This window comes from Lysinibacillus parviboronicapiens (assembly GCF_003049605.2).
Taxonomy (GTDB): Bacteria; Bacillota; Bacilli; order Bacillales_A; family Planococcaceae; genus Lysinibacillus; species Lysinibacillus parviboronicapiens.
Genome location: NZ_CP073713.1, coordinates 527,536 through 551,617 on the forward strand (window position 1 = coordinate 527,536; position 24,082 = coordinate 551,617).

The following is a 24,082-nucleotide window of genomic DNA, read 5'->3' on the forward strand; positions in this document are numbered from 1 at the left end:
AAGTTATTTTGCTAGAAAGACCATAGTTACCAACAATTTGGCTTGGTGCGTTACAGGAGCAAGAAAAACGTGAGCGAGATATCCGTTCACTACGTGCGATTTGTTGTGGTGGCTCGGCATCACCTACGCGCCTTATTCGCACATTTGAAGAAAAATACGGTATTCCTTATATTGTCGTCTATGGTATGACAGAGACGACACCAATTGTAGCGTTATCGAATTACATGTCTTGGATGGAAGAATGGCCAATTGAAAAACAAATTGAGTCACGTGCTATGCAAGGTATGACGATGGCTGGCATCGAATCAAGCATTGTCAATGAGAGTGGGGAGGTACCGTGGGATGGTGTGACAATGGGAGAATTACGTCTCCGAGGACCATGGATTTCACACGAATATTATCGTGACGCACGTACGCACGATGCATACCGCGATGGCTGGTTATATACTGGTGATATTGCCGTAAGAACAGAAGATGGCTTTATCAAAATCACAGATCGTACCAAGGATTTAATTAAATCAGGTGGAGAATGGATTTCTTCAGTGGATTTAGAAAATGCCTTAATGACACACGAAGCCGTTTTTGAGGCAGCTGTCATTGCGATACCACATGTGAGGTGGCAAGAGCGCCCATTAGCGTGCGTTGTATTAAAAGAAGGAAAGTCAGCAACAGGTGAACAGTTACTGTCCTTTTTAGAAAGTCAATTTGCGAAATGGTGGGTGCCGGATGATATCGTAATCTTAGATGAAATTCCAAAAACTTCAGTTGGTAAATTCCTTAAGGCAAAACTACGCGATAATGTGGCAGAAATTTACCCGAAACTAAGTACACTCGTGTAGCACTATTCATCCCAACGTATTGAAAAGAGCGACTTCCTATATATAGAAGTCGCTCTTTTTTGCGTTTATTTGTTTAGCATTTGGAATACTTGCTCAACATCCTTATCTCCACGCCCTGAAATGTTAATGATAATACTTTCTTCAGCAGATAGCGTAGGCGCAAGTTTTAGTGCGTGAGCAACGGCATGCGAACTTTCTAAGGCTGGAATTATCCCTTCGATTTTTGAAAGTACTTGGAATGCTTCTAGTACTTCTTCATTTGTAACTGTTACATATTCTGCACGACCAATCGTTTTTAGATGACTATGCTCAGGACCTGCTCCTGGATAATCAAGACCAGCAGCAATCGAGTATGTTGGTAGTGGATTACCAGCAGAATCTTGCAATACTAAACATTTGAATCCGTGTAATTCACCAGGTGTTCCCTCATTTAATGTTGCGGCTTTATCAGGCTCGATGCCGATTAGTCGAACATTGTCATCTGCAATATATTCAGCAAACGCACCAATGGCGTTACTACCACCACCAACACATGCTAGGACAGCAGCAGGTAGCTTTCCGTCTTTTTCTAAAATTTGTGCACGACTTTCACGGCTAATGACTGATTGGAAGTGTTTCACCATTGATGGGAATGGGTGGGGCCCCACAGCAGAGCCTAATAAATAGAAAGTTGTTTGGTAGTTTTCTACTAAATCTGCAAATGCTTCATCTACAGCGTCTTTTAAGCGTCCTTGCCCTTTATCAACTGCCACTACTTTTGCACCGAGTAGCTCCATACGGAATACGTTTAATGCTTGGCGTTTAGTATCTTCTAAGCCCATATAAACAGTGCAATCCATCCCAAACATTGCACAAGCAGTAGCCGTTGCAACACCGTGCTGCCCTGCACCTGTTTCTGCAATAACACGATTAGCTCCCATACGTTTTGCAAGTAAAATTTGACCTAAGACGTTATTGATTTTATGTGAACCCGTGTGGTTTAAATCCTCACGTTTCAAATAGATTTTTGCGCCTCCCAATTGCTTAGTTAAGTTTTCAGCAAAGTAAAGGGGGGATTTGCGCCCTACATATTCACGAAAATAATAATCTAATTCATTTTTAAAGTCTTCATCATCTTTATAATTCTGGAAGTTCTCATCTAAATTATTTAATACATTTTGAAGCTCTTCTGGCACAAAACTGCCTCCAAATTCCCCAAAGTATCCTTTTTTCTCTGCTACTGTACTCATCTTAACTCGACTCCTCTATTCTAATTTTCTCCATAAAAAAAGTCACTTCAATCCATTCAGTAAAAGGACGAGTAACCGTGGTGCCACCTTTATTCGCAAAAATTGCGCGCTTTTGGGACTCCTATAACGGGGAGTTAGTTCGTCCACATATTTAATGCGGCTGCTCCGAAGTCCATTCACAAGTATGTACTACTGATTTGCACCGACCATCAGCTCTCTTCAAATACAGTGTCTTGCTACTCTTCTTCTTCCTAGCATTTATCCCGCTTGAACGAGCAGTATGACTTCCACTTTAAAATTCTGAGAAAAATTTTAGGCGGGAGATTACTGCCTGTAAAAGCCCAATCGGTGCTACTAATAATCAGGATGGCGTGAAGATCACCTTCACTGATTAAAGTTTCACTTTATTATTGAAATGAATTTTAAGGTATTTTCAGAATAGTGTCAAGATAAGAAAAAATAATCTAGTCATTCATTTCGTTCTATAAATACAAAAAAGACGAATCTTGGAGAAGACTCGTCTCTATTAATAGATACTGAAATTAAGTTATATCAAATCTTTGAAATTTAGACGCTTGTTCAGTATATACATAATCGGTGCGCCGACTGCTAGTACGACAAATTCACCTGCAGCGACAGTTATCCATGTCCAGAAAAATGGTAATTCTAAGGCTAAGTTCAATTCAAAGGCGATAATGAACATTGTACATGTAAATAACAGCGTGTTGATGATTAAGCGTGCCCAAATATTTTTTACAAATTTACAAATCAGTATGAACAGTCCTAAAGTAATCATTGAATGTCCAACACCAAAAACTAAATCGTAAATGCCAAGTGGTGAAAATAAATTAGAGATAAACACACCAATAATAATCCCTACGGCAAAGCGCGGATTAAAGGCAACTAAATGATTAAACATTTCCGATACTCGGAATTGCACTTCAGTAAATCCAAACGGTGCCACTAGCATAGTAACCGCAATGTATAACGCGGCAATAATACCACTTGCTGCTAAAAATTTTACTTTCATCTATTCATTTCTCCTTAGTTTTTTTTTCGTGGGATGGTTACGAACCACGGTGCTTTTACACAAATAAATATTTTAGTCTAAAACTTAGACGGAAGTCAAATGTCAGAAAAATAAAAGTCCTTAATAAAAAATACGCCCAACATTTAACTTCGCAAAATTGTCATAAAATAATTTGAACGATTACTAAAATATTTATATTTATAAAAACGGCGTAGTTTAGCGGTTTAAAGCGGCAAATTAAATGAAAAAGAAAAATATTACGTTAAATTTAAAAGTCAGAACATTCATAATGTTGTTGACGAACATCGATAATAACGATAATATAGCGATACGTTCACACTTTGCTGGAGTAAAGTGTGATAGATAATAGAGATAAAAGTCGGGGGGGATTATTTGTGAAGCGCAATATGAAAAAGCTTTCGTTCCTATTATTTGGATTAGTATTAATGCTTGCTGCATGTGGTAGCGGCGGTTCTAGTTCAACAGAATCGAAGGGGGACGACAAGAACAATACAAGTGAAAGTGGCTCGGCAGATGATAAAACATATAAAATTGGGATTACACAAATCGTTGAGCATCCATCATTAAACGCAGCGACGGAAGGCTTCAAAAAAGCCATTGAAGATTCTGGCTTAAAGGTAGAATATGATTCGCAGATTGCACAGGGCGATAACAGCTTAAATACAACAATCGCGAACAATCTAGTAAGTGCAAATGTCGATTTGATTTTTGCGAACTCTACACCATCTGCTCAGGCGGCAGCTGTTGCTACAACTGATATTCCGGTTATCTTTACTTCAGTAACGGATGCAGTTGGTGCAGAATTAGTTGCGTCAATGGAGGCACCAGGTAAAAACGTAACAGGAACAATCGATTTACACCCTGATACAATTAACAAAACTGTAGCCTTATTAAAAGATTTAGGTGCTAAAAACGTTGGCATGGTCTACAACGCTGGTGAGCAAAACTCAGTAGCACAAGTAAATGAAGTGAAAAAGGTCATGGGTGAGCAAGGCTTAGCAGTAAAGGATGCTTCAGCAGCAACTTCAGCAGATGTAAAACAAGCAGCTGAATCACTAATTGGGAAAGTAGATGCTTTCTATATCATTACGGATAATACGGTCGTTTCTGCTCTTGAGTCAGTCATTGATGTAGCAAATGCTAACAAATTACCACTGATCGTAGGTGAGCTTGACTCGGTGGCACGTGGTGGCTTGGCTGCATACGGCTTTGAATACTATGATATTGGCTATGAAGCTGGCCAAATGGCAGTGAAAATTCTGAAAGGTGAAGCAACACCTGCTGAAATACCTGCCCAATATCCACAAAACTTAAAATTATTAGTGAACAAAAAAGTTGCTGATGATTTAGGTATTGATATTAAAGATTCTTGGGGTGCGGAGCTTTTAGAAAAATAATGCCCAAAGTGGCATCATATTTAGGTGAAGCGGGGGAGGATTGTCCCCGCTTTATCTTCATTTTTTACGATAATTTTAGGAGATGATTCAATTATGTTTACCGCAATATTTGGCTCAGTGGAGCAAGGAATCATCTATGCAATTATGGCACTTGGTGTGTATTTAACATTCCGTGTGTTAGATTTTCCGGATTTAACGGTTGATGGAAGCTTTGTAACAGGGGCGGCTACAGCAGCGACGATGATTCTGCTAGGCTATCACCCAATCTTAGCGACTTTAGTGGCAATTGTTGCTGGATTTATTGCTGGATGTATGACAGGGATTCTTCACACAAAAGGGAAGATTAACCCATTATTATCAGGGATATTAATGATGATAGCTTTATATTCTATTAACCTACGTATCATGGGGTTAACTGCAGAAAATACGATAGGTCGTCCGAATATTCCACTACTGAACTCAGAAACATTGTTTTCGAAGTTCCAAGCATTTTGGAGTAATTTAGGTATCGATGCTGCATTAAATAACGTATTAAAAGGCATCGGCATTCAGCAAGTACCGTCAACATGGAGTACGCTGATTGTAGTATTATTCATCACGATTTTAATTAAAGTTATTGCAGACTGGTTCTTAAAAACAGAAGTCGGGCTGGCTATCCGAGCAACAGGTGATAATAAACGTATGATTCGTAGCTTCTCTGCGAATACTGATACACTTATTATTCTTGGGCTAGGTCTTTCAAATGCACTTGTCGCATTTTCTGGAGCTTTAATCGCACAGTATTCAAAGTTTTCTGATGTTAGTATGGGGATAGGGATGATTGTTATCGGTCTTGCCTCTGTTATTATCGGGGAAGCGATTTTCGGAACAAAAACAATTATGCGAACGACGTTGGCTGTTATTGCGGGTGCGATTATTTACCGTATTATTTTAGCATTAGCATTACGTGTAGATTTCCTTGATTCAGGGGATATGAAATTAATTACAGCTATTATTGTTATTTTAGCGCTTATCGTACCGCAGTTTGTGGATAAAAACAAAGAACGAAAACGTAAAGCAAAGCGTGCTGTAGAACGCACACAAGTAAAAACCACTGAGCAAGGGGGAAAAGGTCTTGCTTAAATTAGACGGCATTAACAAAATTTTTAATGAAGGCACACCAGATGAAAAAATAGCACTTGCTGATATCAACCTTCATTTAAAACCAGGCGACTTCGTCACAATAATCGGTAGTAATGGCGCTGGGAAATCAACAATGATGAATATGATTTCAGGGGCATTAACACCTGACTTCGGGACAGTGTTAATTGACGGTAACAATGTTACAAGTCTAGCTGAATATAAACGTTCACACTATATTGGTCGTGTATTTCAAGACCCTATGGCGGGTACTGCACCGACAATGACCATTGAAGAAAATTTGGCCTTAGCTTACTCTCGAAATAAGAGTCGTGGCATACGTGTAGGCGTCGATAAAAAACGACGTGAATTTTTCAAAGAATCATTAGGCATGCTCGGCTTAAATTTAGAAAATCGCTTATCCGCCAAGGTTGGCTTGCTTTCAGGTGGTGAACGTCAAGCACTGTCTCTTTTGATGGCAACATTCACGAAGCCATCGATTTTATTGTTAGATGAACATACAGCTGCACTTGACCCGTCACGTGCGGAACTAATTACACGCATTACAAAACATCTCGTGGAAAAAGACAACTTAACAACGCTAATGGTAACGCACAATATGCAACAAGCGTTAGACTTAGGAAATCGCCTCATTATGATGGACAAAGGTCAAATCATTTTAGAAGTTGGCGAGGATCGCAAGCATGAACTTACAATTCCAGATCTTATGGCAGAATTTGAACGTATACGTGGAGAGAAAATGAACTCCGACCGCGCGCTGCTTGGATAATTTTAAACGCTCATACCGAGGTATGGGCGTTTTTGTCGGTATTTTTAACAAGTAGGACGATAAATAAGCAAAAGTTATCGATAAAAGCGTAATTTGTTTCGATCAATAAAGAAGCCACAAAAAATCACACTCGCATTCAATGCAAGTGTGACTAAATATCTTATACTAACAAACCAAACAATTGAAGATCATTATTGACTTCTTTATAGTTGAAGCCAAATTGTGTCATACGTGCTAGTAGGCCTTCATAGTCATCGCGGTTGCCAAGTTCAATACCAACTAGCGCAGGGCCACTTTCCTTATTGTTTTTCTTCGTATATTCAAAAGTGGTGATATCATCATTTGGCCCTAGGACACTTGTTAGGAATTGGCGAAGTGCACCAGCTCGTTGAGGGAAACTAACAATAAAGTAATATAGTAAGCCTTCATGAATTAAAGATTTTTCTTTGATTTCTTGCATACGACCGATATCATTGTTGCCCCCACTGATGATGACAACGACTGATTTACCTTTAATCTCTTCTTTATAGTTATCGAGTGCAGCTACTGATAAGGCACCAGCAGGTTCTGCGATAATGGCATGTTTATTATATAAATCTAAAATAGTTGTACATACTTTGCCCTCAGGGATGAGCACAATATCGTCTAAATAACGTCGACACACATCGTATGTGTGATGACCGACGCATTTTACCGCAGCGCCATCCACAAATTTGTCAATCCAGTCAAGTGCGACAGTGCCACCCTCCGCAAAAGCAGCCTTCATACTACCAGCACCAGCAGGCTCAACCCCAATAATTTTAGTATTTGGGGATAGGTTTTTTACATAGGCAGAGACACCTGACATTAAACCACCACCGCCTATACTGCCGAAAACATAGTCGATAGGCTCTTCCATGTCATTCATGATTTCAACTGCGACAGTTCCTTGTCCTGCAATCACATCAAAATCATCAAAGGGATGGATAAAGATTTTCTCTTGCTCCTCACAGTACGATAATGCACTCTCTGCAGAATCATCAAATGTATCACCAGCTAGCATAATTTCTACGAATTCACGGCCAAACATACGCACTTGGTCGATTTTTTGCTTTGGTGTTGTTTGCGGCATAAAGATACTCGCCTGAATTTTCAGTTGGGCACAGGCATAAGCTACACCTTGTGCATGATTACCTGCACTAGCACAGACAACTCCCGCAATACGTGCCTCTTCCTCAATTTTTTTGATTTTATAGTAGGCACCGCGTAGTTTAAATGAGCGTACATGCTGTAAATCCTCACGCTTAAAATAAATATTAGCTCCGTATTTCTCGGATAAATAATCGTTTTTTTGTAGTGGCGTATGCACAACTACATCTTTTAAAAAATGATGTGCAATTAAGATATTCTCAACTTGCACAGTTTTAGTGTCAGCAACTTCCATTAGCATTCATCCTCCGTTTTACGTATAAAACATTCATTTATGATAGCATATTTTATTAGGTTTTTGTTATTAATTTTTAGTAAATTCTAAATTTTCGGTGTCTATTTTGAAGACTAGATAAATTCGGTAAATACGTATTGTAGAATAATTCGACACGTTCGAGAGTAATGGATGGTTCATCGAGATTGATGTACAAAAATACCTATCTATCATAAAGAATAATGTTGAGCATATATTAGACTAGCTTAGGGCAAGTAGGAGGGTAAGGTATTGGACATCATTCATGGCATTCTATCCACATATATGCAATTTTTCGATTGGGAGATGTGGCGGGAAGTTTTAGCTGATCCTGTGTCGTGGGGATTAATATCTTCACTAGTGATAATTGAGGGGTTGCTATCAGCTGATAATGCGCTCGTACTAGCAGTACTGGTTAAGCATTTACCAAATAAGCAACGGAAAAGAGCATTAATGTATGGAATGCTAGGCGCATATTTTTTCCGTTTCTTATTTATTGGAATAGGCGTTTATCTTGTAGAGTTTTGGTATATCAAAGTGTTAGGGGCAATGTATTTAGGTTGGATTTGTATTGCCCATTTCTTAAAAATAGGGGAAGAGGATAGCGTAAAGGAAGTAAAAAAGACTGGGATAATGGTGCGTTTATTTGGGGTATTCTGGGCGACTGTTATTTCAGTAGAGCTCATGGATATAGCATTTTCAATCGATTCTATTTTTGCTGCTTTTGCGATATCCGATCAAGTCTGGGTACTACTAGTTGGAGGAATGCTAGGTATTTTAATGATGCGTACAATTGCAGGCATATTTTTAGTCATCATTGAAAAAATACCTGAGCTAGAGTCAACGGCATTTATCGTTATCGGTATTATTGCACTCAAAATGCTCGTTACCGTATTTGGCGTGCACATACCGCATTATATGTTTTTTGTCGTATTGCTTATTGCCTTCGTAATGACAATGATTGTACATGTGGTAAATAAAATAAAAGTACTTAATTGAAAAACGGCTCTGTCCTCGTTAACTTAAGAGGACAGAGCCGTTTTTTATTTTACATATTGATCGGGGTTAATAATATAGAACTTTTCAACATTTAGCCAGCTTTCGCTCATTGGCTCGCCGTTGTCAATGCGTTTTTCTGTCTCTTGCATCATCCAACCTGTTTGTGAGGCATGAGCTTGTAACGCTTTTAGTTTATCCATCTTCATTTCACTTATATCTAGTTGTATATGTGGTTCACCATTCTTTTCAATCGTATCATTGGCGAAGGCACAGCCTAAAATCTGTGGACGTGCTGCTGTTGGCATACGACGAACGGCTTCTACTACAGCACGTGCTGTTGCTTCGTGATCTGGATGTACCGCAAAGCCAGGGAGGAAAGTGAAAATAAGTGATGGCATTAATTCTTCAATTAAACCCTCAACAAGCTTCACCATTTTTTCGTCATCTTCAAATTCGATTGTTTTGTCACGCAAGCCAAGCATGCGCAAATCTTGTATGCCCATCGCCTCTGCCGCAGCAACGAGCTCTTTACGACGAATTTCTGGCAATGATTCGCGCGTTGCGAAAGGTGGATTACCTAAATTACGACCCATCTCCCCTAATGTTAAACAGGCATATGTAACAGGTGTATTCATTTTCTTTGTATAATAAGCTATCGTACCAGCAACTGAGAAAGCCTCATCATCTGGGTGAGGGTAAACAATTAAAATATGACGCTGTGGTTGTAAATTCAAATAGTCGTCCCCCTTAATAAGTAAATGGCGTTTCACTAATTTCAAGTGCAATCGCCAATTTGCCAGAGTAGTCTAGTCCAGCCATTAACAAACGGCCTAAATCATCTAATTCATAATGTGTGATACCTTGGGCGTAAACCCAGCCATGCGCCATTTTTAAACCAACACGATGTGGTGAATCATCCACCACTTTCGCTAGTTCATAATTAATTTTTGCATTGCGAATAAAAGCACCAGCATTAAAAAACTTTTCATCATAGTGTGCTGCATAAGAACCGTTTGTCGTCTCAAGATGAATGTAAATATCTTTGTTGGCGAAAGAATTTAATAATTCCTGCAACGTCTCTACCTGTATTTCTTGCATCTTAACACTCCTTTCACGATTGTTTCTCTTTTAAGTATAGTCAAAAAAGGTCACAAAGGGAAATTGAATGCCCTAGTATCTATCAAACGATAATTTTTTCTATGCATATATCTGTAGATTTTTATATATTAAGATAATTATGTTATCCAATAAAGTTAGTTCTTTTAAGTTCAAATACTTGAAAAAATTATATTAATGTATCAATATAGGACACATGAAAGTTGATTCATACAAATTGAATCGCTTGTCGCGGTGATTTGTATGCGGTTTCATAATTTATAATGTTGGGAGATTTATACTATGATTTATGCAAATCCTAATACTCCAGGAGCAGTTGTAAATTTCAAAGAGAAATATGATAACTTTATCGGTGGCGAATGGGTCGCTCCAGTAAAAGGTCAATATTTTGAGAATAAAACACCTGTAACAGGTCAAGTATTCACCAAAGCAGCTCGTTCTACTGTTGAGGATATTGAGTTAGCACTTGATGCTGCACATGCAGCGAAAGATGCATGGGGGAAAACTTCTGCAACAGAACGTGCGGCTATTTTAAATAAAATTGCTGATCGCATTGAAGAGAACTTAGAAATGATCGCTGTCGCAGAAACTTGGGACAACGGTAAAGCCGTGCGTGAAACATTAAATGCGGATATACCTCTTGCAGTTGACCACTTCCGTTATTTCGCAAGTGCCATTCGCGCGCAAGAAGGGCATACAACTCAATTAGATAATGACACAGTCGCTTACCATTTCCAAGAGCCACTAGGCGTTGTTGGTCAAATCATACCTTGGAACTTCCCAATATTAATGGCTGCTTGGAAAATCGCGCCGGCACTTGCGGCAGGGAACTGTATCGTTATGAAACCTGCTGAGCAAACACCAGTTTCGTTACTAGTTTTAATTGAAACAATCCAAGATATTTTGCCTAAAGGTGTATTGAACATCGTTAATGGTTTCGGTATTGAAGTGGGTAAACCACTGGCAACAAATAAACGTATCGCTAAAATCGCCTTCACTGGTTCAACTGCTGTTGGTCGTCAAATTATGCAATACGCAACTGAAAATATTATTCCAGTAACATTAGAACTTGGTGGTAAATCACCAAACGTATTTTTTGAAGATGTGATGGCTGCTGATGATGAATATTTAAATAAAGCAATTGAAGGCTTCGTTATGTTCGCTTTAAACTCAGGTGAAATTTGTACTTGTCCTTCTCGTGCCCTTATTCACGAATCAATTTACGACCAATTCATCGAACGTGCTTTAGAACGCGTAAAAGCAATTAAAATCGGTAACCCTTTAGATACAGAAGTGATGATGGGTGCTCAAGCTTCAGAGCAACAAAAACAAAAAATCCTTTCTTACTTACAACTAGGTAAAGAAGAAGGCGCTGAATGCTTAATCGGCGGGGAAGAAAATGTGCTTGCTGGTGACCTTGCTGGTGGTAACTACATTAAACCAACAGTATTCAAGGGTCATAATAAAATGCGCATTTTCCAAGAAGAAATTTTTGGTCCAGTACTAGGTGTAACTACATTCAAAGATTTCGATGAAGCAATGGAAATCGCAAATGATACAGAATACGGTTTAGGTGCTGGTGTTTGGTCACGTTCTGGTGACACTGCATACCGCGCTGGTCGTGCTATCCAAGCTGGTCGTGTATGGACTAATACGTATCACCAATACCCAGCTGGTGCTGCCTTCGGTGGTTACAAACTTTCAGGTATCGGCCGTGAAAATCATGCGATGATGCTTGATCATTATCAACAAACTAAATGTATTCTAGTTAACTATAAAGAAGAGGCTCAAGGTTTCTTCTAAGTTTAAAGGATGGATAAGTACATGGTAGAACGAGTGATTGCCACTAAAGAGGCTTTAAAATTAATAGACCTTATTAAGAGTAGACATGGCGCTATCATGTTTTATCAATCTGGCGGCTGCTGTGAAGGCTCTGTACCGATGTGTTATGTGGAAGGAGATTTTAGGCTTGGTGACAACGATATCTATCTTGGTACAATAGGTGACGTTCCTTTTTACATTCACAGGGCACAATATGAGTATTTCAAACATACGCAATTAATTATTGATGCGATGGTAGGTAGAGGTGCTAGCTTTTCCTTAGATAGCGTAGAAGAAATGCACTTTATCACGAAATCAAAAGTATTCACAGCAGATGAGTATGACGAAGTTAAAAAACTATTTTAATAGAAAATAAAGCCACGATTCTCTTTTTTGACGGAGAATCGTGGCTTTTTTATGATGAAACTTGTTGATAAGGGGTATGTATCTTTTAAAACCGATTGAGTTTTCGCTCAATGGAATCTAAACGGTCATTGACAGAATGTAATTGTTTAAGCATTTGTTTAAATTGCTGATTTTGATCTTGTGAATTGGACGATTTTAATTGTGCAGCTTCTTCTTCCTCTTGGAATGCTAATATCGTGGCGAGGGTTGAGAGTGAATAGCCAAGTGTTAGAACAATGGAGGCAATTACTTCAACTTTAGAAGCGGTTAATTCCTCAGAAAGCAATGCTGATTCTTCATTTGCATCTTCAAATTTACGTTTTTTCATATTTCTCCCTCCCATATACAGTTAATATATGGTGTGCAATGTGGGAAGGTATCTTGTCCGATTTTATCATTAAAACAGAAAATTACTAATTTTCTATAAATAAATTTGATTTTCCTAGAACAATATAGCATTATAATAAGAACAAATTATGTTTTAAAGGGGGAATTGTTGTGAATAAGGAGTTTAAGTATTGTAAGGAATCAAGAGTGATGCGGACGAGCCGAGTTTTTCCGAATGATGTTAACAATCATAATACCCTTTTTGGTGGACGTTTAATGAGTGATATCGACCAAGTCGCCTCGATTTCTGCTGCTAAGCATAGTCGTAAAGATTGTGTCACAGCTTCGACGGATTCTGTGGATTTTCTGCATCCGATTCGTCCAACAGACTCAGTGTATTTCGAATCTTATGTTACTTGGACGGGAACATCTTCAATGGAGGTATTCGTAAAGGTTATTTCGGAAAATTTGAAAACAGGTGAACGTAAAGTGGCTGCAACTGCTCTATTAACCTTTGTGGCATTAGATGACAATAATCGACCGGCCGCAGTTCCACGTGTTATACCTGAAACCGTTGAAGAGACGAAATTACATGAGACTGCATCTGAGCGTGCAAAAGCACGAGCAGAGCGTAAAAAAGAGAGTAAGGCATTAGCTAGTTTTATTTCGATGAACGATCCATGGGATTATCGGCTCGAACTGATGGAGAATTATATTTAGAAAGGCATCTGATTAGTATCAAGTTTGCTAATCAGATGCCTTTTAGTTTTGTTATTTACATGAGCTTCTTACATATGTTTTTGAGCTTGAGTAATGATGATCGCTCAAAGTGCATTATATTATAAATTATTTAATTAGATTTCGGATACTGTTACTTCTGGCGCGCCGAAACGTGATTTTGCTCCATGCATAACAGGACCAACATAGTCATTTAATGCCCAACCATGCGCAATTGCAGCCGATACGAATTCTTTTGCCTCTATAACAGCCTCTTTTATCGATAGACCGTTTGCAAGATTAGCTGTAACAGAAGCGGCAAACGTACAACCAGCACCGTGATTATAAGTTGAAGATACTTTTTCAGATTCTAATAAATAGAATGTAGTGCCATCGAAGAATAAGTCGGTAGCTTTTTCAGTAGCTAAGGCTTTACCGCCTTTTATCACAACAGCTTTAGCACCTAATTCATTAATTTTACGAGCAGCTACTTTCATGTCCTCGATTGTTTTAGGTGTACCTGTCCCAGCTAATTGACCAGCTTCGAATAGATTTGGTGTTATGACAGCAGCAAGTGGTAATAGATATTGAATCATCGCATCTGTGTTACCTGGATTTAACACTTCGTCATCTCCCTTACATACCATAACTGGATCAATCACAACGTTTGTAGTGCCTGATTTTGCGATAGCATCGCCAGCAATACGAATGATTTCTTCTGTTGAAAGCATCCCTGTTTTCACAGCATCAATGCCAGTTGATAGTGCTGTATCAATTTGTTTTTGTAACAGTTCTGTTGGTAATGGTGTGACATTATGAGTCCAACCGTTCGGATCCATTGTTACGACTACTGTTAACGCAACCATACCGTATGTGCCGTGTTCTTGAAATGTTTTAAGGTCGGCTTGCATACCTGCGCCGCCGGATGTATCTGAACCTGCGATTGTTAATGTTTTTTTTAGAGCCATGTGGAAAGATCTCCTTTATAATAAAAGTTTTAAAGTTACCGTCTAGTATAGTCTGATTCTGATTCTGTAAAAATAGTCAGAAATCAATATTTTTATAAGGTCAGTAATAATTTGAGCTTGAATTAGACACTACTTTTTTGTACCGTTGTAGAAAAGAAAGGGGCTTTAAATGGCAATGAAACAAATTTTCCCGAATGATTGGCAAACAATACTTGCTGATGAATTAGAAAAACCATATTATCAAACACTCCGACAATTTGTAGCAAATGAATATTCGACTCAAACAATATATCCACCGATGAGTGATGTCATGAATGCTTTCTATTCTACAGCTTATCGAGAGGTGAAGGTTGTGATTTTAGGACAAGATCCTTATCATGGTCCTAACCAAGCACACGGTTTAAGTTTTTCTGTGAAACCAGGCATCCCACACCCACCAAGTTTACGCAATATGTTACAAGAATTACAGGATGATATAGGTTGTCCAATACCGCAGGATGGTACATTAATGAAATGGGCGCAACAGGGCGTAATGCTTTTGAATACAGTTTTAACAGTCCGTGCAGGTCAGGCAAATTCTCATAGGGAACAGGGCTGGGAGCAATTTACAGATGCTGTAATTGATAAACTTGCTGCCAGACAAAAGCCAATTATTTTTGTACTATGGGGGAAACCAGCACAACGAAAAAAACTATTAATTCGTAAATATTCAACTCCCCATGTCATTTTAGAAGCACCTCATCCAAGTCCACTAAGTGCATACCGTGGCTTCTTTGGAAGTAAACCATATTCAAAGGTAAATGAACAACTATCTGCGTGGGGAGAGAAACCTATCGACTGGTGTTTAGTGTAGATTGGCACAAATCGTTTACTTTATACACATTAAAAATCATGGTACAGTTACTATAGAAGAAAGAGAGGGACAACGATGCAGGTAAATTGTTTCAAATGTCAATTTTTCAAAATCACATGGGACCCGCAAACGCCACGTGCCTGTGCAGCATATGGCTTTAAGACAAAGCAAATACCATCCGTTGTCGTCAAACAATCCTCTGGAATGAATTGCCTAAAATTTGTGCCAAGAGAAGAAAGTGGGAGAGCGCAATGATTTCTTATCAAGCCGTATTACAGCAACTAGAAAAACAATTAGCAGACGCAAAACAGGCAGCAAGTGAACAACAAATACGTGAGACACTAAGCGCTATTCGTGCGTTATGTGATGTTGTGTTAGATTCTTCTGTAGAGCTACCTAGGGCGCAACCAAAACATTTGCCACAAATGTTAGCTACAGAGCCGACACCTCCTAGCTTATACACAGCGAAAGTTGAAGAGGATGATGGCGCAAACGGCGATTCAATTTTTGATTTTTAAGCGAGGGTAACTAACAGATTCTTGTTTAAGGTTATTAACGATACTCAAATATAAAGACTATAGAGCAAATAAAAGGTAGGGAAAATGAGATGAAGAGATTTATTGTCACAGGTGCACTTCACGGTTTTTTAGCAGTAGCATTTGGTGCATTTGGTGCACATGCATTAAAAGACATATTAGACGATTATGGACAGGGTATTTGGGAAACGGCAGTACAATACCAAATGTTTCATGCGACAGGTTTACTTGTGATTGGCCTATTAATGAGCACAAAATTACTAGGTGAAATTAAGAAATTAAATGTAGCTGGTATGTTCTTTAACTTAGGTATAGTCTTTTTTTCCGGTAGCTTATATGTGTTAGCATTAAGCGGTATTAAAGTGTTAGGTGCCATTACCCCAATTGGTGGTGTGCTATTTTTAGCTGGATGGGTATTGATTATACTAACTGCTCTTAAACACGCTAGATAATATAATAATGTCAATCATCCCTGCACATTAACATGTGTGGGATTTTTTTGCTTTTATCGGTCGATAGCATCACTTGGGAGTATTGCTCCAATTATCATGCTAATATCTCCCTTATAAGAAATCCCTTCAGTAAGATATACCATATTAAACTCAATTCCTATTGTTTTTGTAAGGATTTATGAGGTACACTAACATTACCAGAAAAATTCGACAAATAGAAAGTGAGGATGTGCTATATGGAAAGGTTATTTACATTACTCGATAAAAATTATGAAGAAATAGTAGCAATTCGTCGTCAGCTACATGAGTATCCTGAGATATCTTTTGAAGAAGTGGAAACGCCAGCCTATATAGCTGCTTTTCATAGAGCATTAGGGCACGAGGTACGTGAGCGGGTAGGAGAACGCGGGGTTGTTGCAACTTTGCATGGTGCGAAACCGGGGAAAACGGTGGCATTACGTGCGGATTTTGATGCGTTAGCGATTCAGGAAGAAAATGATGTTCCTTATAAGTCAAAGGTAGCTGGCAAAATGCATGCTTGTGGACATGATGGACATACGGCTACTTTGCTCGGACTGGCGAAGGCGTTAAATGCTATGAAGGATGAACTTGCCGGTAATGTAGTGTTTATTCATCAACACGCGGAGGAAATTGCTCCAGGCGGGGCTAAGCCGATGATTGAAGATGGCTGTTTAGACGGAGTGGACGTTATTTTTGGTACACATTTATGGGCGCCAACGCCACTTGGTGATATTTTAGTACGTGATGGAGCTATTATGGCCGCTGCCGATAAGGCGGAAATCCTAATCCAAGGGAAAGGTGGGCATGGTGCTGAGCCGCATCATTCAGTGGATGCTGTTGTCCTTGCATCACAGTTTGTCATTAATGCTCAGCAACTTGTATCTCGCCGTATTGATCCATTGAAATCAGCGGTTTTAACCATTGGTCATTTTGAAGCCATTAATCCGTTCAACGTCATTGCAGAACGAGTTGCATTAACTGGGACAGTGCGTACATTTGATGAGCAAGTACGTACGCAAATGGAACAGGAACTGGAGGCGGTATTAAAGGCGACTTGCCTTGCTTTTGGCGCAAGTTATGAATATCGTTATACTAGAGGTTATCCACCTGTCTATAACCATGTAAATGAAACCGACTTTGTTGCACAACTTGCACTTGACGTACCAGGGGTAGAAAATGTCATAACATGTCCACCTTTCATGATTGGGGAAGACTTTGCTTATTATCTCGAAAAAGTACCAGGTACATTCTTCTTTACAGGGGCAAAAAAACCTGAGTGGGCAACAGCTTACCCACACCATCATGCACGCTTTGATTTTGATGAACGTGCAATGTTGATTGCAGCAAAAACTTTAGGCAAAGCAACTTTACAATATTTACAACATAATCATTAAAAAATGAGCTGTCCAATTTTATTGGACAGCTATTTTTGGTTATGGATTTTGATTAAAATAAGACATTTCCTCATCATATTCGGCAAAATCAAAATAGATCATTGGGAATAAGAAACGGTGATTGGATTTCAATTCACGTAAAATAACATGATCCCGTCCAGCAGCTTCTACTACACCTCGTACGGTCTTTGTATTCTTCCCTTGTTCTACAGCGTGCTCAAAGGAAAAGTGGAAAGTACCTGGCTTACCCCGATTTAAACGTAAAATGTTTTCAATATACGATTCCTCACGTCCAGGTGGCCGTCCGCTTGGAAGCGTCACTGGTGGAGGTGTCATTTGTGGCTGTGTTGTTGGTGTCCAATAGTAAGGCATCATAAGTAATAACCTTCTTTCAATTAAATTTGTGGACAATCACTTTCAGTTGGCGAGAAAAAGCAATGCGATTTAAAACGACCTGTATTCCATTGACCATACCATTGCGCAGGGCAGTCACCCGCAGGCATGAAAAACCAAAGAGAGCGGGTAGCTGGATGAAATCTTTCACCTTGAATAGCTCTTTTCGCTAATTTAATATCTTGTGACCGTGCACGTTGATAAAAATAGCCTTTTGTTGTTGCTTCAAAGCCCCCAGGACGCTGAAAAACCATTTGCTCAAGCGTTCGAATATCACCAAAATCAAGACAATCTGCTCGGACACGATTGACGCCAACATTGCCGACCATAAGCATACCTAATTCTCCATCACCTTCGGCTTCAGCACGCATAAGCCTAGCGAGCAGAGCTGTCTGCGCATCATTCGTTTTTATAACAGCGATTTTCATACCTCCTCGCAGACAGTATATGCAGGAAGGTATTGTAGACATGTTCAATTTTAGTAAGAAAGAAATTCACGTTTTGAAAATATTAAGCATATATTAGTATGAATGAGTAGTCTGCATACAGGCTAGAGATGTCGACAGTAAGAGATTTTTTTTAAAAAAAACTTGGGTAAATATAGGGTAAGTAGATTTTGGAGGAACCTGAGATAGATAATTTGCATGTGTATTGCATACATGTGAGGTGACAAGAGATGGGGATAGGTGTATGGGTTGGTATTTTATTAAGTGCAGTGCTGGCATTTTTGCTAGGTAGTTTTTACGGTCAGCCACTCCATTGGTATCTATTCATTTTAATCATTATCGTGGGTTTTTTCATTAATACGATTATCTTAATTTTGAAAGTAGAAGACGAAAGCTCATGAAAGACTCGCTGTAGGCAAGCGATTGAGGTCGTTATTGTTGAGACTGTGTCTCTTGGTATTAACATCAACAAAGCAAAAAAGTGCCATCGTAGAGGGATGGCCTTTTTTGTTGTTTTTTTGTGAATAAAGTTAACGATACTTAAACTTCGCAAGTATATTGAAAAAGAATTGTGACATACTAATGTGGAAAATTATCTTTGCTTTCATGAAGGAGTGTTACAATGCGTATTTTTGGTATGTTTGTAGCAATTTTCGTAAGTGCATTCTTGGCTATTGGAATAGCGGAGTACTATCATCAGCCATATAATTGGTATTTAATTATTCTTATGGTACTTACGGGATTTTTTATTCATACAATTATTTTAATTTTAGAATCGGAGAACGGCGAGGAGAATGAAGCCTAAAGCTAAATAAAGTGAGTCCAGTTATCTGGACTCACTTTTTCATTTGCAATATTGTCGCACAGGCACGTTCAATGTCCTTATTAACGCTCACGGCAATTACATAAGAATGAGTTGCACAAAGACATGACGTTCTTTTCGACAAGCATGTATTTTTCTAATTATACTGTTAAGAATTTCACTAATTTTTCGTTATCAAGTAAGTTACCAACGAAGAATGCACCGAATTCACCATAGCGAGCTGAAACTTCATCAAAGCGCATTTCATAGACTAATTTTTTAAATTGTAATACGTCGTCTGCGAATAATGTTACGCCCCATTCGTGATCGTCGAAACCAACAGAACCAGTAATAATTTGTTTCACCTTACCAGCATAGCCACGGCCAATCATACCGTGAGAACGCATTAACGATTTGCGATCGTCCATTGAAAGCATATACCAGTTATCATCGCCCTGACGACGCTTGTCCATTGGATAGAAGCAGACATAGTTAGCACGTGGAAGTTCAGGGTATAAGCGTGCGCGTACATGTGGATTTTGGTATGGGTCTTCATCTGAATCGCCAGCTAAATAGTTGGAAAGCTCCACAACAGATACATAAGAATATGTAGGAATTGTAAAATCAGCAATTGCTAATTTGTTAAATTCAGCTTCAATCTCTTGTAGCTCGTCCATTGTTTCACGTAATGTCATAATCATAAAGTCAGCTTTTTGACCTACAATTGCGTAAAATGCATGAGCGCCTGTTTTAGCAACGTCTGCTTCATTCAATTTGTCTAAATAAGCAATAAATTCTTCGACTGCTGCTTGACGTTCTTCAACAGAAACTAGTTTCCATGAAGCCCAGTCAATTGAGCGGAAATCGTGTAAAGCGTACCAACCATCTAAAGTAATTGCTGCTTCATTCATTATTCAAAACACTCCTTTATAAATGAAAATCATTCACATTTAGTTTATCATAGTTTGCTCTAAATCCCTAAGTTCATGATAGTGATTTCACCAATTTGACACCTTCAATAGATAATGTATGCTAAAGAGAAGAGATGTAAATAGAGGAGCTCTAGTAAATGAACAGATTTTTACAACAACCGATTTGGCGTTTTTATGATCAATCTATCAGCATGAAATATAACTCGCCCCTTGAATCTTTTGCAACAGATGATACTTTATGTCAACTAGTGGGCCAACTTCAATCCCCACCAACTATACGAACATGGGTACATGATGCGGCAGTTGTGCTAGGTATTCAAGATCATCGTTTGCCATATGTGCAACAAGGCATGAAAGTGCTAGAGGCTCGTGGCTATCATCCAATAGTCCGTAATTCTGGTGGTCTAGCAGTTGCTCTTGATACAGGTGTCCTTAATATTTCAATTGTTTTATCCGAACAAACCGAAGCACTGAGCATTGATGCTGGCTATGATGTCATGGTAGCTCTTGTAAAGGCATTATTTCCTGAAGCTGCGGATAAAATTGAAGCCTATGAAATTGTGGGCTCCTATTGCCCAGGTTCCTATGATTTAAGTATTCAAGGGAAGAAATTTGCCGGAATCTCACAGAGACGCTTACGCCAAGGCGTAGCCGTACAAATTTATTTATGTATTGAAGGAAGCGGTGCAAAACGAGCGGCCCTTATTCGCGATTTTTATGAGGTCAGCTTACAGGGAGAGGAAACAAAGTTTGCGTATCCACAAATTGTGCCATCAGTTATGGCCTCCTTAAGCGAACTCGTAGATGCTTCATTAACAGTTGACACTGTTGTTATTCGCTTACAGCAAATACTTCACGATTTAGCCCACGAAGTTCATATGGAACCCTTCCATGATGAGGAATTAACGTTATATTCATTTTATTTACAACGTGTTTTACAACGAAATGCAAAAATGCTAGAACCAAAGTAAATTTTAAACTAGCTTGTCATCCATAAAAAAAGGCGATGCTGCTAACTTAGCACATCGCCATTTTCATTTTGATACGGACTGCTAGTAACTAGATTGCCGTTTTTCTCCATTTTAAAAACAGGAGCAATATATTCTTCCTCTTCATCTAGTGTTACAAGTCGTCTAGCACGGTTCATAATTTGCACAAATTGCTCATAATCTCTACGAATAGATCTGTTTTCTTCTTCCAACTGTGTAATTGTCTTCTCTAGTTTTTTATTTTTCTCAGATGTTACGTGGACAAGTTGTCGCCATTTCGAAGACTCATTACCTATTTCACCAGAATGTTGTAAACGTAGTAAGTACGCTATAACAATATCAAGAGATAGTGCAGACAGTGGAATTGACTTGCTTTCTGTATGACTACCACTTACTGCAAAAATATTAGATGTACGGCGTCTTGCAGGAGCACCTAATACTCGCATTCTCTCTTTTCTCTCTTTTTTTGCTTCAGCTAATTGTTCCTCATAAGTCTTACGAACAACAGCATTCCAACGGAAACCACATGCAGCAGCAGTACGGTTCAGTGCGTCACCAGCTTCTTCAAAGGCATTTAACTGTGTACTACCTTCCGTGACATGACGGATTACCGCCTCTGCCAATAATTCATCATTCTCTTCTAACCAAGCATCTTGTCTTACTTTACTCATTTAAAAAACCTCCCACCTTAATTTGGTACTACTTATTTATGTCTAGCATGACCAATCTTTTAACCTTTTATTCATCTATGTGGAAGGAATTATGCTTGAATACAAGGTGAAAAGTGCGATACAATACCCGTTGTAGGTTTGTGTGTATGCTACATACTTAAATATGTGAATGTCATACGTACAATTAGAGTCGTTTATTATTGAAAAAATACTATATAGAAAGGGTTGTTGACAAAATGGCAAACGAATTTAAAGTTTGCGATGAATGTCAGGCCGTTAACTTAAAAACGTTAATTCCAAAATTAAAGGAAATCGATCCTGATGCAACCATCGAAATTGGCTGTCATTCTTATTGTGGCCCAGGTCGTAAAAAAACATTTACCTTTGTAAATAGTCGCCCTGTTGCTGCACTCACTGAAGAAGAGCTAATGGAAAAAGTTCTAGCGAAATTGAAAAGTAAGTAATAAAAGGCTATCTTCACATCGTTGAAGGTAGTTTTTTGTGTATTGATGACAAGATAATTCTTAATAAAGTCCTTATCTCTCATATTTTGATGTCGCTACTAGGCTTTCCTATGAGGCCGATTGAAACCTAGGTTACGTCAATAATACGTTGAATTAGGTTGATAGTCGCTATAATTACAGAGTAATGTATATGCTAGTCCTACAAGTATTGCATATAATAGAAGAAATACGAAATGGGGGTGCTGTACAAATGACACAATATGCTAACGCAAAGTTGCAAGAAGAGAAAGTATTCAAGGATCCAGTTCATCGTTATGTACACGTACGAGACCAAGTGATTTGGGATCTAGTCGGTACAAGAGAATTTCAACGATTGCGCAGAATTCGTCAGCTCGGTACAACGTTTTTAGTTTTTCATGGAGCAGAGCATAGCCGTTTTAGTCATTCACTGGGTGTTTATGAAATTGTGCGCCGCATTGTTGATGATATTTTTACAGGTCGCCCAGATTGGGATGAGAGCGAGCGATTGCTTGTGCTTTGTGCAGCCCTTTTACATGATTTAGGGCATGGTCCTTTTTCACACGCCTTCGAAAATGTATTTGAGCTAGATCATGAATTTTTTACAAGACAAATATTACTTGGTGATACAGAAGTCAATGCCGTACTAAAAAAAGTTGCAGGGGATTTTCCAGAGAAAGTATCACAAGTAATTGAAAAAACTTATCCAAATAAGCAAGTTGTGAGTTTGATTTCTAGCCAAATTGATGCTGATCGAATGGATTATTTACAACGAGATGCCTATTTTACAGGAGTCAGCTACGGACATTTCGATATGGAGCGTATTTTACGGGTCATGCGTCCACGCAAAAATCAGGTAGTGATTAAGGCAACCGGTATGCATGCGGTAGAGGATTATATTATGAGTCGCTATCAAATGTACTTACAAATTTATTTCCACCCTGTATCACGCAGTGCGGAGGTCATTTTAAATAATATTTTAAAAAGAGCTAAGCAATTAAGTATGGTAGGCTACAAATTTAAGCACGAACCTACGCACTTTTTAGCTTTCTTCCGTAACACAATAACGTTAGAGGATTATTTAGCCTTAGATGAAAGTATTCTTTTTACGTATTTTCAATTGTGGATGCAAGAGGAAGATGCTATTTTAAGTGACTTAAGTCGTCGTTTTGTCAATCGAAAGCTTTTTCAATACATTGACTTAGATCCGGGTGTGGAACTGGAAAAATATCAAAAATTACAAGAGTTATTTAAGCAAGCGGACTTAAATCCCGAATACTACCTTGTACATGATACAACCGCTGATTTACCATATGACTTTTATCGACCAGGAGAGGAAGAAGTACGTGTCCCTATTTTTCTGGAAATGAAAAATGGAGAATTACGTGAACTATCACGAGAATCCATAATTGTTGATTCTATTTCTGGGCGTATGAAGCGCGACCATAAAGTATACTTTCCCCGCGATTTTTTAGAAGATAGCAGTACGCATTCGATTGTGAAGAAACAAATACTAACACTATTACAAGGACGATTACATAATTTGTAATCGCCAAAAAAAGTTTTAATGAATAAAGAATGTATAGTACATGTAGGGAACTAAACTTTCGCTCGTACAAAAGTAACAAAAAAGCACTAATCATACTCATTTTGAGTACTGATGTAGTGCTTTTTGTATTGTATAAATACACAGCGAATAGAAGTATTACAAATTACTATAGGAATTTATTAATGAAAAAGTGGAATTGTTTAGAATTTGTTCAGTGCCGTTTTCTATAATGTATCTAAAATCTAAAAGGGGGTGAGGCCCATTATTTTGGCGTCACACCAGTTAATTTGGATACATGCAACTGCCTATATACAGCATAAAAAGTCACCATGATAGTCTACCG

The 24,082-nt window shown here is 38.6% G+C and carries 28 protein-coding genes, 1 pseudogene, 1 riboswitch and 1 other annotated feature; of the genes and pseudogenes, 18 read left to right on the forward strand and 11 right to left on the reverse strand.

The window, feature by feature from the left end; all coding sequences use genetic code 11:
• Positions 1–26: 26 nt before the first annotated feature.
• A pseudogene (locus C9J31_RS02655) lies at positions 27–839 on the forward strand (AMP-binding enzyme); the annotation flags it as partial.
• A gap of 65 nt (positions 840–904) precedes the next feature.
• On the opposite strand, the gene trpB reads toward C9J31_RS02655, so the two are convergent.
• Together trpB and C9J31_RS02665 are read right to left on the reverse strand one after the other, a co-directional pair.
• Entirely contained in the window at positions 905–2,068 is a 1,164-nt protein-coding gene (gene trpB / locus C9J31_RS02660; RefSeq protein WP_107947586.1) for a tryptophan synthase subunit beta, read from the reverse strand.
• Positions 2,069–2,128: 60 nt separating this feature from the next.
• Positions 2,129–2,330 (reverse strand) — a binding site (T-box leader).
• A 285-nt stretch (positions 2,331–2,615) separates the two neighbouring features.
• Positions 2,616–3,098 (reverse strand): QueT transporter family protein, encoded by a 483-nt coding sequence (locus tag C9J31_RS02665; RefSeq protein ID WP_107924454.1) that lies wholly within the window; start codon positions 3,096–3,098, stop codon positions 2,616–2,618.
• A gap of 8 nt (positions 3,099–3,106) precedes the next feature.
• A riboswitch (PreQ1 riboswitch) is annotated at positions 3,107–3,152 on the reverse strand.
• 341 nt (positions 3,153–3,493) lie between these two features.
• On the opposite strand from C9J31_RS02665, the gene C9J31_RS02670 reads away from it, so the two are divergent.
• The 3 genes from C9J31_RS02670 to C9J31_RS02680 all read left to right on the forward strand — a co-directional run bounded on the left by C9J31_RS02670 (position 3,494) and on the right by C9J31_RS02680 (position 6,425).
• A complete protein-coding gene (locus C9J31_RS02670) occupies positions 3,494–4,516 on the forward strand; it encodes an ABC transporter substrate-binding protein (RefSeq protein WP_107947584.1) in 1,023 nt (340 codons plus the stop codon).
• Between the two features lie 93 nt (positions 4,517–4,609).
• Positions 4,610–5,638, forward strand: a complete 1,029-nt coding sequence (locus C9J31_RS02675) for an ABC transporter permease (protein ID WP_107924452.1) — start codon at positions 4,610–4,612, stop codon at positions 5,636–5,638.
• Positions 5,631–6,425 carry an ABC transporter ATP-binding protein gene (locus C9J31_RS02680; RefSeq protein WP_107924451.1) on the forward strand — a complete coding sequence of 265 codons (795 nt, stop codon included), beginning with the start codon at positions 5,631–5,633 and terminating at the stop codon, positions 6,423–6,425. The genes C9J31_RS02675 and C9J31_RS02680 overlap by 8 nt, the downstream gene beginning before the upstream one ends.
• Positions 6,426–6,585: 160 nt before the next feature.
• Here C9J31_RS02680 and ilvA read toward each other — a convergent pair whose 3' ends face one another.
• Positions 6,586–7,848 carry a threonine ammonia-lyase IlvA gene (gene ilvA / locus C9J31_RS02685; protein ID WP_107924450.1) on the reverse strand — a complete coding sequence of 421 codons (1,263 nt, stop codon included), beginning with the start codon at positions 7,846–7,848 and terminating at the stop codon, positions 6,586–6,588.
• Between the two features lie 270 nt (positions 7,849–8,118).
• Between ilvA and C9J31_RS02690 the strand changes: the two genes are divergently transcribed.
• Positions 8,119–8,865 (forward strand): TerC family protein, encoded by a 747-nt coding sequence (locus C9J31_RS02690; protein ID WP_107924449.1) that lies wholly within the window; start codon positions 8,119–8,121, stop codon positions 8,863–8,865.
• Positions 8,866–8,909: 44 nt separating this feature from the next.
• On the opposite strand, the gene bshB2 is transcribed toward C9J31_RS02690, so the two are convergent.
• Together bshB2 and C9J31_RS02700 are read right to left on the reverse strand one after the other, a co-directional pair.
• The gene (gene bshB2 / locus C9J31_RS02695) at positions 8,910–9,599 is read right to left on the reverse strand and encodes a bacillithiol biosynthesis deacetylase BshB2 (RefSeq protein WP_107947582.1); all 690 of its coding nucleotides are present in this window, start codon (positions 9,597–9,599) and stop codon (positions 8,910–8,912) included.
• Positions 9,600–9,612: 13 nt separating this feature from the next.
• Positions 9,613–9,963 (reverse strand): YojF family protein, encoded by a 351-nt coding sequence (locus C9J31_RS02700; RefSeq protein WP_107924447.1) that lies wholly within the window; start codon positions 9,961–9,963, stop codon positions 9,613–9,615.
• Positions 9,964–10,263: 300 nt separating this feature from the next.
• Here C9J31_RS02700 and exaC point away from each other — a divergent pair, with 300 nt between their 5' ends.
• Positions 10,264–11,784 (forward strand): acetaldehyde dehydrogenase ExaC, encoded by a 1,521-nt coding sequence (exaC, locus tag C9J31_RS02705; protein ID WP_107924446.1) that lies wholly within the window; start codon positions 10,264–10,266, stop codon positions 11,782–11,784.
• Between the two features lie 21 nt (positions 11,785–11,805).
• The gene (locus C9J31_RS02710; RefSeq protein ID WP_107947580.1) at positions 11,806–12,168 is read left to right on the forward strand and encodes a DUF779 domain-containing protein; all 363 of its coding nucleotides are present in this window, start codon (positions 11,806–11,808) and stop codon (positions 12,166–12,168) included.
• Between the two features lie 85 nt (positions 12,169–12,253).
• On the opposite strand, the gene C9J31_RS02715 is transcribed toward C9J31_RS02710, so the two are convergent.
• Positions 12,254–12,535, reverse strand: a complete 282-nt coding sequence (locus tag C9J31_RS02715; protein WP_107947578.1) for a hypothetical protein — start codon at positions 12,533–12,535, stop codon at positions 12,254–12,256.
• 170 nt (positions 12,536–12,705) lie between these two features.
• Here C9J31_RS02715 and C9J31_RS02720 point away from each other — a divergent pair, with 170 nt between their 5' ends.
• On the forward strand, positions 12,706–13,254 hold the full coding sequence (locus C9J31_RS02720) for an acyl-CoA thioesterase (RefSeq protein WP_107947577.1): 549 nt from the start codon (positions 12,706–12,708) through the stop codon (positions 13,252–13,254).
• A 134-nt stretch (positions 13,255–13,388) separates the two neighbouring features.
• Here C9J31_RS02720 and thiD read toward each other — a convergent pair whose 3' ends face one another.
• The gene (thiD, locus tag C9J31_RS02725; protein ID WP_107947574.1) at positions 13,389–14,219 is read right to left on the reverse strand and encodes a bifunctional hydroxymethylpyrimidine kinase/phosphomethylpyrimidine kinase; all 831 of its coding nucleotides are present in this window, start codon (positions 14,217–14,219) and stop codon (positions 13,389–13,391) included.
• A gap of 175 nt (positions 14,220–14,394) precedes the next feature.
• On the opposite strand from thiD, the gene C9J31_RS02730 reads away from it, so the two are divergent.
• From C9J31_RS02730 to C9J31_RS02745, 5 genes are all read left to right on the forward strand, one after another.
• Positions 14,395–15,072 (forward strand): uracil-DNA glycosylase, encoded by a 678-nt coding sequence (locus tag C9J31_RS02730; RefSeq protein ID WP_107947617.1) that lies wholly within the window; start codon positions 14,395–14,397, stop codon positions 15,070–15,072.
• A gap of 75 nt (positions 15,073–15,147) precedes the next feature.
• Positions 15,148–15,327, forward strand: a complete 180-nt coding sequence (locus tag C9J31_RS23500) for a hypothetical protein (RefSeq protein WP_054768737.1) — start codon at positions 15,148–15,150, stop codon at positions 15,325–15,327.
• A complete protein-coding gene (locus tag C9J31_RS02735) occupies positions 15,324–15,590 on the forward strand; it encodes a YwdI family protein (RefSeq protein WP_107947573.1) in 267 nt (88 codons plus the stop codon). Before C9J31_RS23500 ends, C9J31_RS02735 begins: the two co-directional genes overlap by 4 nt.
• Before the next feature lie 89 nt (positions 15,591–15,679).
• On the forward strand, positions 15,680–16,060 hold the full coding sequence (locus C9J31_RS02740) for a DUF423 domain-containing protein (RefSeq protein WP_107947572.1): 381 nt from the start codon (positions 15,680–15,682) through the stop codon (positions 16,058–16,060).
• A 236-nt stretch (positions 16,061–16,296) separates the two neighbouring features.
• Positions 16,297–17,475 carry a M20 family metallopeptidase gene (locus C9J31_RS02745; RefSeq protein ID WP_054768735.1) on the forward strand — a complete coding sequence of 393 codons (1,179 nt, stop codon included), beginning with the start codon at positions 16,297–16,299 and terminating at the stop codon, positions 17,473–17,475.
• 39 nt (positions 17,476–17,514) lie between these two features.
• On the opposite strand, the gene gerQ is transcribed toward C9J31_RS02745, so the two are convergent.
• Positions 17,515–17,850, reverse strand: a complete 336-nt coding sequence (gerQ, locus tag C9J31_RS02750; RefSeq protein WP_107923709.1) for a spore coat protein GerQ — start codon at positions 17,848–17,850, stop codon at positions 17,515–17,517.
• Between the two features lie 20 nt (positions 17,851–17,870).
• Positions 17,871–18,296: a cell wall hydrolase gene (locus C9J31_RS02755; RefSeq protein WP_107947571.1), complete on the reverse strand. Its 426-nt coding sequence runs from the start codon at positions 18,294–18,296 to the stop codon at positions 17,871–17,873.
• A gap of 248 nt (positions 18,297–18,544) precedes the next feature.
• Between C9J31_RS02755 and C9J31_RS02760 the strand changes: the two genes are divergently transcribed.
• Both C9J31_RS02760 and C9J31_RS02765 read left to right on the forward strand, forming a co-directional pair.
• The gene (locus C9J31_RS02760; RefSeq protein WP_167395924.1) at positions 18,545–18,715 is read left to right on the forward strand and encodes a hypothetical protein; all 171 of its coding nucleotides are present in this window, start codon (positions 18,545–18,547) and stop codon (positions 18,713–18,715) included.
• Positions 18,716–18,936: 221 nt separating this feature from the next.
• Entirely contained in the window at positions 18,937–19,119 is a 183-nt protein-coding gene (locus C9J31_RS02765) for a hypothetical protein (protein ID WP_054767344.1), read from the forward strand.
• Positions 19,120–19,277: 158 nt separating this feature from the next.
• Here the strand turns inward: C9J31_RS02765 and hemQ are convergent, their stop codons facing one another.
• Positions 19,278–20,027, reverse strand: coding sequence for a hydrogen peroxide-dependent heme synthase (hemQ, locus tag C9J31_RS02770; protein ID WP_107923707.1), 750 nt, complete (start codon positions 20,025–20,027; stop codon positions 19,278–19,280).
• Positions 20,028–20,185: 158 nt separating this feature from the next.
• Between hemQ and lipL the strand changes: the two genes are divergently transcribed.
• Positions 20,186–21,019: an octanoyl-[GcvH]:protein N-octanoyltransferase gene (lipL, locus tag C9J31_RS02775; RefSeq protein WP_107947570.1), complete on the forward strand. Its 834-nt coding sequence runs from the start codon at positions 20,186–20,188 to the stop codon at positions 21,017–21,019.
• Positions 21,020–21,060: 41 nt separating this feature from the next.
• On the opposite strand, the gene C9J31_RS02780 is transcribed toward lipL, so the two are convergent.
• Positions 21,061–21,708: an RsfA family transcriptional regulator gene (locus C9J31_RS02780; protein ID WP_107923706.1), complete on the reverse strand. Its 648-nt coding sequence runs from the start codon at positions 21,706–21,708 to the stop codon at positions 21,061–21,063.
• Positions 21,709–21,944: 236 nt separating this feature from the next.
• On the opposite strand from C9J31_RS02780, the gene C9J31_RS02785 reads away from it, so the two are divergent.
• Positions 21,945–22,172, forward strand: coding sequence for a YuzB family protein (locus C9J31_RS02785; protein WP_107923705.1), 228 nt, complete (start codon positions 21,945–21,947; stop codon positions 22,170–22,172).
• Between the two features lie 250 nt (positions 22,173–22,422).
• Positions 22,423–23,739 carry an HD domain-containing protein gene (locus tag C9J31_RS02790; protein WP_107947569.1) on the forward strand — a complete coding sequence of 439 codons (1,317 nt, stop codon included), beginning with the start codon at positions 22,423–22,425 and terminating at the stop codon, positions 23,737–23,739.
• Positions 23,740–24,082: the final 343 nt, after the last annotated feature.

Excerpts from the sequence above, each read along its gene's own strand:
- trpB (WP_107947586.1), bottom strand. The coding sequence starts at position 2,068 with ATGAGTACAGTAGCAGAGAAAAAAGGATACTTTGGGGAATTTGGAGGC.
- C9J31_RS02665 (WP_107924454.1), bottom strand. The coding sequence starts at position 3,098 with ATGAAAGTAAAATTTTTAGCAGCAAGTGGTATTATTGCCGCGTTATAC.
- C9J31_RS02675 (WP_107924452.1), top strand. The coding sequence starts at position 4,610 with ATGTTTACCGCAATATTTGGCTCAGTGGAGCAAGGAATCATCTATGCA.
- ilvA (WP_107924450.1), bottom strand. The coding sequence starts at position 7,848 with ATGGAAGTTGCTGACACTAAAACTGTGCAAGTTGAGAATATCTTAATT.
- C9J31_RS02700 (WP_107924447.1), bottom strand. The coding sequence starts at position 9,963 with ATGCAAGAAATACAGGTAGAGACGTTGCAGGAATTATTAAATTCTTTC.
- exaC (WP_107924446.1), top strand. The coding sequence starts at position 10,264 with ATGATTTATGCAAATCCTAATACTCCAGGAGCAGTTGTAAATTTCAAA.
- C9J31_RS02710 (WP_107947580.1), top strand. The coding sequence starts at position 11,806 with ATGGTAGAACGAGTGATTGCCACTAAAGAGGCTTTAAAATTAATAGAC.
- C9J31_RS02715 (WP_107947578.1), bottom strand. The coding sequence starts at position 12,535 with ATGAAAAAACGTAAATTTGAAGATGCAAATGAAGAATCAGCATTGCTT.
- thiD (WP_107947574.1), bottom strand. The coding sequence starts at position 14,219 with ATGGCTCTAAAAAAAACATTAACAATCGCAGGTTCAGATACATCCGGC.
- C9J31_RS02730 (WP_107947617.1), top strand. The coding sequence starts at position 14,395 with ATGAAACAAATTTTCCCGAATGATTGGCAAACAATACTTGCTGATGAA.
- C9J31_RS23500 (WP_054768737.1), top strand. The coding sequence starts at position 15,148 with ATGCAGGTAAATTGTTTCAAATGTCAATTTTTCAAAATCACATGGGAC.
- C9J31_RS02735 (WP_107947573.1), top strand. The coding sequence starts at position 15,324 with ATGATTTCTTATCAAGCCGTATTACAGCAACTAGAAAAACAATTAGCA.
- C9J31_RS02740 (WP_107947572.1), top strand. The coding sequence starts at position 15,680 with ATGAAGAGATTTATTGTCACAGGTGCACTTCACGGTTTTTTAGCAGTA.
- C9J31_RS02745 (WP_054768735.1), top strand. The coding sequence starts at position 16,297 with ATGGAAAGGTTATTTACATTACTCGATAAAAATTATGAAGAAATAGTA.
- gerQ (WP_107923709.1), bottom strand. The coding sequence starts at position 17,850 with ATGATGCCTTACTATTGGACACCAACAACACAGCCACAAATGACACCT.
- C9J31_RS02755 (WP_107947571.1), bottom strand. The coding sequence starts at position 18,296 with ATGAAAATCGCTGTTATAAAAACGAATGATGCGCAGACAGCTCTGCTC.
- C9J31_RS02760 (WP_167395924.1), top strand. The coding sequence starts at position 18,545 with ATGGGGATAGGTGTATGGGTTGGTATTTTATTAAGTGCAGTGCTGGCA.
- C9J31_RS02765 (WP_054767344.1), top strand. The coding sequence starts at position 18,937 with ATGCGTATTTTTGGTATGTTTGTAGCAATTTTCGTAAGTGCATTCTTG.
- hemQ (WP_107923707.1), bottom strand. The coding sequence starts at position 20,027 with ATGAATGAAGCAGCAATTACTTTAGATGGTTGGTACGCTTTACACGAT.
- lipL (WP_107947570.1), top strand. The coding sequence starts at position 20,186 with ATGAACAGATTTTTACAACAACCGATTTGGCGTTTTTATGATCAATCT.
- C9J31_RS02780 (WP_107923706.1), bottom strand. The coding sequence starts at position 21,708 with ATGAGTAAAGTAAGACAAGATGCTTGGTTAGAAGAGAATGATGAATTA.
- C9J31_RS02785 (WP_107923705.1), top strand. The coding sequence starts at position 21,945 with ATGGCAAACGAATTTAAAGTTTGCGATGAATGTCAGGCCGTTAACTTA.
- C9J31_RS02790 (WP_107947569.1), top strand. The coding sequence starts at position 22,423 with ATGACACAATATGCTAACGCAAAGTTGCAAGAAGAGAAAGTATTCAAG.